General features: G+C 71.6%; 7 protein-coding genes and 1 pseudogene. 4 read left to right on the forward strand and 4 right to left on the reverse strand.

Annotated elements, in window-relative coordinates:
* Window positions 1–227, reverse strand: a pseudogene (locus D7W82_RS41980) (hypothetical protein); the annotation flags it as partial.
* Window positions 228–411: 184 nt separating this feature from the next.
* Between D7W82_RS41980 and D7W82_RS35615 the strand changes: the two are divergent.
* Complete coding sequence (locus tag D7W82_RS35615) at window positions 412–1,116, forward strand: hypothetical protein (RefSeq protein ID WP_147439710.1); 705 nt, start codon at window positions 412–414, stop codon at window positions 1,114–1,116.
* Between the two features lie 10 nt (window positions 1,117–1,126).
* Here D7W82_RS35615 and D7W82_RS35620 read toward each other — a convergent pair whose 3' ends face one another.
* Together D7W82_RS35620 and D7W82_RS35625 are read right to left on the reverse strand one after the other, a co-directional pair.
* A complete protein-coding gene (locus D7W82_RS35620) occupies window positions 1,127–2,233 on the reverse strand; it encodes a hypothetical protein (protein WP_120622565.1) in 1,107 nt (368 codons plus the stop codon).
* Between the two features lie 115 nt (window positions 2,234–2,348).
* Window positions 2,349–4,379 (reverse strand): c-type cytochrome, encoded by a 2,031-nt coding sequence (locus D7W82_RS35625; RefSeq protein ID WP_120622566.1) that lies wholly within the window; start codon window positions 4,377–4,379, stop codon window positions 2,349–2,351.
* A gap of 255 nt (window positions 4,380–4,634) precedes the next feature.
* Here D7W82_RS35625 and D7W82_RS35630 point away from each other — a divergent pair, with 255 nt between their 5' ends.
* On the forward strand, window positions 4,635–6,170 hold the full coding sequence (locus D7W82_RS35630) for a cell wall metabolism sensor histidine kinase WalK (protein WP_120622567.1): 1,536 nt from the start codon (window positions 4,635–4,637) through the stop codon (window positions 6,168–6,170).
* Window positions 6,167–6,880, forward strand: coding sequence for a response regulator transcription factor (locus tag D7W82_RS35635; RefSeq protein ID WP_120622568.1), 714 nt, complete (start codon window positions 6,167–6,169; stop codon window positions 6,878–6,880). Before D7W82_RS35630 ends, D7W82_RS35635 begins: the two co-directional genes overlap by 4 nt.
* A gap of 6 nt (window positions 6,881–6,886) precedes the next feature.
* Here the strand turns inward: D7W82_RS35635 and D7W82_RS35640 are convergent, their stop codons facing one another.
* Complete coding sequence (locus D7W82_RS35640) at window positions 6,887–7,585, reverse strand: bifunctional 2-polyprenyl-6-hydroxyphenol methylase/3-demethylubiquinol 3-O-methyltransferase UbiG (RefSeq protein ID WP_120622569.1); 699 nt, start codon at window positions 7,583–7,585, stop codon at window positions 6,887–6,889.
* Window positions 7,586–7,802: 217 nt separating this feature from the next.
* Between D7W82_RS35640 and D7W82_RS35645 the strand changes: the two genes are divergently transcribed.
* Entirely contained in the window at window positions 7,803–9,506 is a 1,704-nt protein-coding gene (locus tag D7W82_RS35645) for a hypothetical protein (RefSeq protein WP_120622570.1), read from the forward strand.
* The last annotated feature ends 259 nt before the right edge of the window (window positions 9,507–9,765 follow it).

Here is a 9,765-nt window from a genome sequence, read left to right on the forward strand (position 1 = left end):
GGGAAGGACTCCCAGCCCTCGGCGTCGGGCGGCGGCTGGACGCGGGTGGGTTCCTCCTCGCCAGGCGCGGCCTGCGCGGGTGGGGCTTCGGAAGCGGGCCTGCCGGGTTCGCTCCAGGACTCGTCGGGGGTCGCGCTCCGGGGAGGCGGACTGGACGTCTGGGCCCGGGCGGAGAGGGCCGGCGCCAGGGCCAGGAGCGACAGGCTGAGGAGACCGGGGAAGCGCATGGTGGAAGAAGGCAGGCAGCCTAGCCCACGCTCCGGCCGTGAACGAGGCCGGCCTGCCCGACCTCTCCCCCGCCATCCGGTCGCGTCCGGAAAGCGGCAGCCGCGCCACAATGCTGATGACGGGGGCCGGGCACGGTCTACCATCCGCGCCGCGCGCATGGCGTCGGTGAGGAGAGCCAACGGGATGAGGTTCGGACGGGGTGCACTGCTGATGGCGCTCGCCCTGGGCGCGTGCAGCAGGCCCGGTGCGGGCGCTGACGTGGCGGACGCGGGGCCCATCGGGCTGCCGGGGCGGCCGTCCACGCTGAGGCTGCCCTCGTGCGAGGAGCTGCTGCCGGCGGACCTGCGCGACCTGACGCTGAACGGCTTCACGATGAAGGAGGAGCGCGCGTGTCCCACGTGCGGGCCCGTGTGCTCGCTGCGTTCGCCGGCACCGGCGGACCTGTCCGTGTTGGTGGCGTATGACTGCCAGCCGAGCTACGCGAACGCGGATGTGCGCGCGCTGCTCGCGCCGACGTTGAACACGGGCGGTGAGGAGATTCCGGCGCTGGGCCGGGCCGCCGCGCGCCGCAACCCCGTGCAGGGCATGACGCAGGTGGTGGCGTGGGATGATGACGCGCCGTGCGTCGTGGTCGTGACCTGGCTGGGGGACGACCCCGACCGTGCGATGGACGTGGCGCGGCTCGCGGTGACGTCGAATCACCGCGTGGAGGAGGCGACGGCGGACGCGGGCGCGGAGCTCCCGGCGGACGCGGGGGACAAGCTCCTCCTGGATGCGCCGCTGGAGCCGCTGGACAGCCTCACCGCGCCGCGCGCGGGCTCGAAGGACCTGCTCTCCGCGCCTCCGGGCTCCGTGACTCCGGCTCCGCCAAGGCCGGCGGCGCGGTGACCCGCTCCACTCAGTAGGGCCACTTGCCTATGGCGTAGGCATGCGTGGCCTTGTGGTTGAGCCACACGAGCAGCAGCGCCACCGTCCAGCGCAACGCCTTGGGACGCGTGGCCAGCCAGTCGCCCGCGACGAACATGACCGGGAAGAGCACCGCGCCGAAGCGGAAGGCATTTCCCAGGTCACCTTGGGGCAGCATCACCAGGAGCGACAGCAGGGCATAGAGGCCCAGGGCCCGGTCGCGGCGCCACAACATCCCCCCGAACACCAGCCACGCCGCCCCGAAGACGTTCCGCAGCACCAGCCAGCCGTTGAAGCCCTTGTGCCAGGGATTGCCGAACCACAGTCCCCGGATGGCGCCCCAGAGCGAGTCCACGTGGTTCCACTCCCGCTGGGCCTTCAAGAACATGAAGGGGTCACCGGAGCGGCTCCACTCGAAGAAGAGCAGCCCTCCGAACGCCACCAGCGCCAGGCACCCCATGAGGCCGAACCGCGCGATGCGCTCGCGCCACGTCGGCTCGCGCATGGCGGCCAGGAGCGCGGCGGCGACCGCCACGAAGCAGCCCTGGTTCCGGGTGAAGATGCAGAGTGAGACCAGCACGGCGGAGGGCAGGAGCTGCCCACGCGAAGCACACGCCAGGGCCCCGAACGACAGGAGCAGGAAGAGCCCCTCCGTGTGGTGCGAGTGGAGCGCGAAGCTGGCGGGACCGTAGAGGAAGACGAACCACCCCCAAGGCGTCCGGGCCGTCATCCCTTCGCGCACCGGCCCCTGCCGCGCCTGGTGGGTGTTCCACGCGACGAAGCCCAGCAGGCAGGCCGTGGACAGGGCCGCGCCGACGACCTGGGGCGGCAGCGTGCCCCCCAGCCCCTGCCGCACCAGCCAGACCAGTCCCGGGTACAGCGGCAGGAAGGCCCAGAGGGGCCAGGAGTAACCGTCCAGGACCAGCGTGCTGTAGTGGTGCGAGTCCCAGCGATCCAACACCAGGAGCAGCGGGAGCTCCCTGCGCCACGCCGTCCAGGCCCAGAGCCCGAAGTGGTGGACCAGGAGCACCCCCACGAGCCCCCAGGGCGACGACGCGAACTTGAGACGGAGCTGATCCGCCTGAGCGGGGAGACCCATGAGCGGGGGTCACCATGTCCTCGCGTCATGGCTCAAGCAAGAGCCCTGTTCCTTCCGCGCACGGCGCGGCCATTTCCAGGAGGAATGACCGCGCCGGTGCGGTTCGCGTCTTGCGCTACAGCGTCTCCAGGTACGCCACCAGGTCGTCCACGTCCGCGTCGGACAGCTGCGCGGTCATGCCGTGCAGGTTCGTCTCGCGGCCGTTCAGCAGGCGGGCCTTGAGCGTGGGCGCGCTGCCGTCATGCAGGTACGGCGCGGTGCGGCCCACGCCCAGGAGCGACGGCGTGTTGAGCCCCGCCTGGATGACCGCCGCCGCGTCCCGCAGCACGCCCGAGAGCACGAACGTGCCCACGTCCACGTTGCGGTTGTCCGTGAGCGCCGCGCCCGTGTGGCACGTGTCGCACTTCGCCTGCGTGAAGAGGGCGGCCCCGCGCGCCTGGGACTCGGTCAGCGGCTCGCCATGGAACGCGTTGTCCGTCGCGGGGATGGCGTCGATGAACGCCCCCAGCTTCGCCACCGTGTCCTCGTCCAGCGCCTGGCCGCCCATGCGGTCCTTCACCGTGGCGCTCATGAAGTCCCCCAGCGCGGAGAACTCGCCGCTCCAGTGGAAGGGCGCCGTGGCCGTCGTCATCCGCCCCGCCAGGCTGGGCGTCTGGCGCGGCCCGTCCGGGAAGCCCCACACGTGGCCGTCCTCGCGGCCCTCCAGGTGGCACGACGCGCAGGACACCGCCACGGCCGGGCTGGTCATCCGCGCATCCACCGCGCTGAAGAACAACCGCCGGCCCGCCGCCGCCATCGGAGGCAGCGTGTCACCCGCGATGACCAGGCGCTCGCCCTCTTCCTGGATGTCGCCCCATTCGTTGCCGCTGGAGCCCAGCGTGCTGACCGTGTGGTCGAACGCGTTGTAGACGTACGCCTTGCGCCCGTCCCGCGTGAGCGCGATGCCGTTGGGCCCCGCCCCCACGGCAATCAACTGCCGCACCGGGCTCGTCTCACTCACCAGGTCCGAACCGGAGCGGCGCCACGAGGGCAGGATGGCCACGTTGTTCGAGTCCTGGTTCACCAGGAACAGCCACGCGCCCGTGGGGTCCACCACCGCCGCCGCCGGCCCCTGCAGGGGCGTGCCGAACAAGGGGCTCGCGACGAGCGACGTGGGGTAGTCCGGCTTCTCCTCCGGCGGCGGCTTGCACTCGTCCAGGTCGTCCACCACCGGGCGGGGCGCTTCGTCCTCCGTGTCGAAGGTGATGAGGCCCGCGGCCACCACGCCACCACCGGCCGCCGCGCCGCACGGCGTCCCGCCGCCGTACATGGAGTCCCCCGTGTCGGGCCCACGCCCGTCCACGGGCCCGCCCAGGGGGTCCTCGCGCGACCACAGCACCGGCGCGAAGAGGCGCCGGCCATCGGGAGCGCTCAAGAGGTCCACCATGCCGCGCGACCGGAAGGAGCGCGGGCCCTGCTGGGGATTCATGGGCAGCGGCTCGAACTCCGATGGTGCAGCAGGGGGCGACGGCCGGTTCGCCCTCGCGAGCAGGTCCGTGCCGCCGCGCATCACCTGGGGCTGGTTCGCGTCCGACAGGTCCACCGTCATCACGTCGCCCTGCCGGAACAGGGACACCGCCGCCTTGCGGCCATCCTCCAGCAGCGCGATGCCGCGCGGCTCCTCGCCCAGCGGCAGCTCCCAGCGCGCCGTGAGCGTGCCCGTGTCGATGGCGGTGAGGCTGCCCCGCGCGGCGGACTCACGCATGGCGCTGTTCACCACGTACAGCGTGCCGCCATCCGGCGACAGCGCCATCCCCGTGGGCTCCACGCCCACCGGGACGCGCGCGGCCTCCACCGCGTCACCCTTGCGGATGACGGACACGCTCCGGCCGCCCCGGTTCGTCACGTACACGGTGTCGTCCGGGCCCACCGTCACGCGCTCCGGACGCGGGCCCACCCGCACCTCGGACACCTTCTCCCGGAGGGCGGTGTCCACCACGGCGAGGATGCCGTTGTCCGCGTCCACCACGTAGAGAAGCGAGTCGTCCCGGCTGAGCGCCACGGACCCGGAGGCATTGCTCCAGGTGCCCGCGACCTCGCGCTCCCTGCAACCCGACAGCACTAGCGTCGTCACCGCGCACAGCGCGGCCCATCCCTGCCGTCGCATCGGAAATGCCATCCCCTCCCGCGAAGGCTTCGCGCGCTTCTTCCGGCCCCACCCCGCGCGCATGCCCCACGGCCTGTCCGGAAGCGTGCCGGCCCTGCTCACACGCCTTCCCGAGGGCCGCATGCTCGCCCAGTCGGCCCCCCGAAGTCGACGGCCTCTCCCTCCGCCGTATGGCTCCGGACAATGTCGGGAAGACTCCCCCTCCCCCAAAAGCCGCGAGCACCCGGCCGCCGTCGCGTGTAGACACGGGGGGCCGTGTCTCGTCCCGCGCCCGTCATCCTCAGCTTCCGGCGCACGTTCGCGCTGCTCATCCTGCTGGTCGTGCTGCCCTCGGCCGGCCTGTCCGGCTTCGGCGTCGTGGCCATCATCAACGAGCGCGCCGCGGTGGAGAAACGCCTGGAGGCCGCGTGGCGCGGGACGCTGGCGGACCTGTCCGCGGAGGTGCCCCGCGCGCTCGGCAGCGGACGGTTGGAGCGCGTGGGCGGCACCGAGCAGCTGGCCTTCCTCCTGCCGGATGACCAGGAGCTGTCCGACCCGGACGGCACCTTCCACGTGGAGAACGGCCTGGTGCGCACGAAGGACCCGCAGCTGGCGGAGGCCCTGGCGGCGCTGGTGCCGGAGGCCGCCTCGCTGCCCACGGTGCCCACCGTCTTCTCGCTCGCCTCGAACGGCCGCGCGGTGATGGTGGCCGCCGAGCGCCGGGGCGCCACCGTGCGGGGCGTGCGGCTGTCGGGCGTGGCGCTGGACTCGCTCCTGTCGGAGAAGGCGCAGGGGCGGGCCACGTCGGAGCCGGTGCGCTTCACGCTGCTGCCCGTGCCGCGCGACACGTCCAGCGAGGGCGGGCTCGTCAACCGGCTGATGTCGGAGGTGGCGCAGGCGCGGCAGAACGCGCTGGGGACGCCGGTGCTCGCGGAGCGGGTGCTGTCCGCGCCGTTGCAGGACTTCCGCCTGGTGGTGCTGCCCATGGGCGAGGACCCGGTGGCGAGCGCGTCCACGCGCAACCGCGTCGTGTACGGCGTGCTCCTGGGCCTGTTCTACCTGACGCTCACCTTCGGCGTGGGCTACACCGCCCGCGTGCTCTACCGCGAGGCGCGCCTGTCGCGCATGAAGACGGACTTCGTGTCGCTGGTGAGCCATGAGCTGCGCACGCCGCTCACCTCCATCCGGATGTTCATCGAGACGCTGGCCCTGGGCCGGCTGAAGGACCCGGCGCAGCAGCAGGAGGTGCTGGACCTGCTCACGAAGGAGACCGAGCGCCTGTCGGACCTCATCGAGCGGGTGCTTGACTGGGCGCGCATCGAGAGCGACCGCAAGGTGTACCAGCGCGAGTCCCTGCCGGTGACGGACGTGGTGGACGCGGCGGTGGCGGCCTTCCGCACGCAGCGGCACGGCGACGGCATGGAGTTCACCGTGAAGGTGGAGGACGGGCTGCCCCGCGTGGAGGTGGACCGGGTCGCGGTGGCGGGCGCGCTGCTCAACCTGTTGCAGAATGCCTACAAGTACAGTGGGCCCACCCACCGCAGAATCGCCCTCCGGGCACAGAGAGACGGCGGATACGTGAACCTGTCGGTGGAGGACAACGGGGTGGGCATCGCCAAGAAGGACCGCAAGCGCATCTTCGAGCGCTTCTACCGGGTGGACAACCTGCTCACGCGCAAGACGGAGGGCAGCGGCCTGGGGCTCGCCATCAGCAAGCGCATCGTGGACGCGCACGGCGGCCGCATCACCGTGAAGAGCGAGCCCGGCCAGGGCAGCTGCTTCACCCTCCAGCTCCCGGTGGGCCGCGCATGAGCACGTCCGTCCCCCAAGAGGAGAAGCCCCAGCGCATCCTGGTGGTGGAGGACGACCTGTCCATCCTCACCGGCGTGTCCATGAACCTGCGCTTCGAAGGCTACGAAGTGCTCCAGGCCCAGGACGGCCGCACGGGCCTGGCCAAGGCGCTGGACGAGTCGCCGGACCTGCTGGTGCTGGACCTGATGCTGCCGGAGATGAACGGCTACGAGGTCATCCGCGAGCTGCGCCAGCGCGGCCGGGACACGCCCGTGGTGGTGCTGTCCGCGCGGGGCCAGGAGTCGGACAAGATTCTGGGCCTCAACCTGGGCGCGGACGACTACGTGGTGAAGCCGTTCGGCCTCCAGGAGTTGCTCGCGCGCATCAAGGCGGTGCTGCGCCGCCGCTTTGGTGCCACGGGCATCACGCCGCCGCCGGTGACGTTCGGGGACGTGAAGGTGGACCTGTCCCAGCGCACGGTGGCGCGCGACGGGCAGCCGGTGGAGCTGACGGCGCAGGAGTTCAAGCTGCTGGCGCACTTCCTCGCCCACCCGGGCCGCACCTTCACGCGGGAGGAGCTCCTGTCCGGCGCGTGGGGCTACCACTACGAGGGCAGCGCGCGCACGGTGGACAACTTCATGCGCCAGCTGCGGCTGAAGTTCGAGTCCGACCCGGAGGCGCCCCGGCACTTCCTCACCGTGCGCGGCCTGGGCTACCGCTTCGAGCGCTAGAGCCGCTCACACCCCGGCGACGCCAATCTGGCGCAGGTCCTCCAGGTCGAAGGGCTTGCCGTCGAAGCGGCCGTAGCGCTCGCGCAGAGTGAGGCCGCTGGCGACGAGGGCGCTCTCCAGCTCCTCCGGCAGGAAGTGCTTCAGCTTGAGGCGGCGGATGGGGCTCTGGCCGCCCGGCGGACGCCGCTCGCGCAGGTGCAGGGCGAAGAGGGGGCGGCGGGGCTCCACGGCGGCGCCGGGCTCGTCGTCGTCGCGAGGCAGCACGGGTTCGCGCGGGGCGTTGAGCACGTCGTAGATGAAGGTGCCGCCGGGGGCCAGGTGGTGGCGCACGGTGGCGAGGAACGCCTCCAGGTCGTCGCGGCCGGGCATCAGGCCCAGCGCGTGCTGAGGGGCGAGCACCAGGGGGAACTGCTCCGGCAGCCGCAGCGCGCGGGGGTCCATGGCCATGAGGCGCGTGCGCGCGGAGACGTCCGGGGACTCGGAGGCGCGGCGCTCCTCGGCGGAGCGGATCATCGCCTCCGAGGGGTCCACACCCACGGTGGAGAAGCCATGGCCCGCCAGCGCCCACGGCACCCGGCCGTTGGCGGCGCCCAGCACGAGCACGGGCCCGCCGTGTTCGGTCGCCTGCCGCGTGTAGAAGACGAGGTCCGGCTCCTGTCCCACGAGGGACAGCGGGGTACGGCCGCGTGCGTCGTTGCCTGCCATTGCCCAGGCCCTAGCACGGTTGGGGGGCGCTCCGGGACACCGGCGTTCACACAATGGGTAAGGGGTTGCCCACCCGCTGTCGCTCAACCGACGCGCACTGCCCGTGCCCCGACGGTGAGCTGCCCCCGGGGGCTGGCACCCTCCTTGCCTTGATGGCCGCGAACAATGGCTTCGCGCCGGGGGACCCTCCCCCGGCCCAGTGTGAGGTGGGCGGCATATGAAGCACGGGTGGCGGTGGACGGGGGCGCTCCTCCTGGCGGGAGCGCTGGGGTGGACGGGCTGCGGCGGGGGCGACGGCGACACGACCCGGGTGGAGGTGCCGGTCACGCCCGTGGAAGAGGACCCGAGGCTGCCGGACGCGGGCACGGGTGAGGTGGACGCGGGCACGCAGGTCCCCGACGCGGGCTCGCAGGTTCCCGACGCGGGCACGCAGGTTCCTGACGCGGGGACCGGGACGGATGCCGGCACGGGCACGGATGCGGGGACCGGTACTGACGCGGGCACGGATGCCGGCACCGACGCGGGGGTTCCGGAGAAGGTTCAGACCTATCCCCGCCCCTCGGCTCCGGGCTGGACGTTCTACAACCAGGAGCAGGGAGCGCCGCGCTACGTCTACGGCATCACCGCCGACCAGGGCGGCAACGTCTGGGTCGCGGGCGGTGAGGAAGGCCTGTTCCTCATCAAGAAGGGCTCCAACACGATTCAGCGCTTCACCCTGTCCGAAGGCCTGCGCCCCTACGGCCGCATGCGCGACGGCGTCGGCGGTGCGCCTCCGGGCGTGCCGTACCTCAAGGTCATCTCCGTGGCGGGGGGCCCGGACGGCACGGTGTTCGTCGGCTACGCCGGCAAGCCACCTCAGCCGGGCATGCCCACCTGCGAGGACGAGTGGGACCAGGCGGAAAACGACCACCGGGAGCCAGACGCCAGCGTCTACAAGAGCGGTGACGCCGACAAGGTGACCCTCAAGGCGGACGGCACCATCGACGTCGTGCACTACGACATCCACACCGGCCCCAAGAAGGTGAAGGCCGAGCTGCGCGGGCGCGAGAAGGTCTGCACCGTCTATCGAATCGCCTACGACCCGGTGAAGGAGGTCGTCTGGTTTGGCGGAAACCACGGCTTCGCCATGGGCGATGCGAAGTTCAACGGCATCGTCCCGGCCTATTGCTGGGATCCGCGCCCCTGGAACACGGAAGGCTTCAAGTGGGAGTTCGAGTGCGCGGGCCTCTACGAGCACGTGCACCCCGCCATCTCCGGCTCCAAGGGCGAGCTGCTGTCAGACCGCTACTACGGCATCTCCATCACGGACAATCACGACGTCTTCTTCGGCGGGCAGATCCGCTCCACGCGCTTCCGCTACGGCACCAACGGGGACGACTATTGGACGGCCCAGAGCGAGACGGAGGACTCGGGCTACGATTGGAACCGCTTCGACATCTGGCCTGACGCCGTGCCGAACTACCCCACCGCCGCGCAGCGCGTGGACGACAACGTCTCCGGCATGGCTCCGGCGTCCAACGGCGGCGTGTGGGTCAGCTCCTTCTACTACGGCCTCGCTCGCCTGAGCGCCAACGGGACCGTGGAGACCAAGGTGATGCAGGACCTGGTCAACTACACGCCGGCCAAGGGCAGCACCCCCGCGATGGCGCCGACCTCCTCCATCGCGACGGACCCGTGGGATGGCAGCCTCTGGGTGGGCGCCAACTGGTGGGGCGGCATCACGCGACTGAAGGGCGGCAGCTCGGTGAAGTACAGCGGTGACGTCTTCGGCAACGTGGTCACCTCTGTCAGCAGCGTGTCCGACATCCAGTTCGACCGCTCCGCCGGCAAGCGCCGCGTGCTCGTCACCTTCGAGGGCGTCAAGAACGCGAAGACGGGCGTCGTCACCCCGGGCCTCATCGGCATCTACGAAGGCGACTGACGCGGAATCCCGCACTGGAGTCCTGACACGGCCGTCCTTCCCGTCATGGGGAGGGCGGCCGTTGTCTTGGAGCCCACCTGGCCACCGCGATGCTTTCACCCTGAAGCATCCCAACCCGCGGGCGGCGCCCCCCTCTCGCACCGCGAGAAACAAATCGGCACGCACGCTTTTGGACGCACCGTGCCCGGCTCCCCACCTGCCGGGCACGTCGAGCGCCGACAGACAGCCCGCGCGGGCCCGAAGCCGTCTAGAATCCCCG

The organism is Corallococcus sp. CA049B, assembly GCF_003611685.1.
In the GTDB taxonomy this organism is placed as follows: Bacteria; Myxococcota; Myxococcia; order Myxococcales; family Myxococcaceae; genus Corallococcus; species Corallococcus coralloides.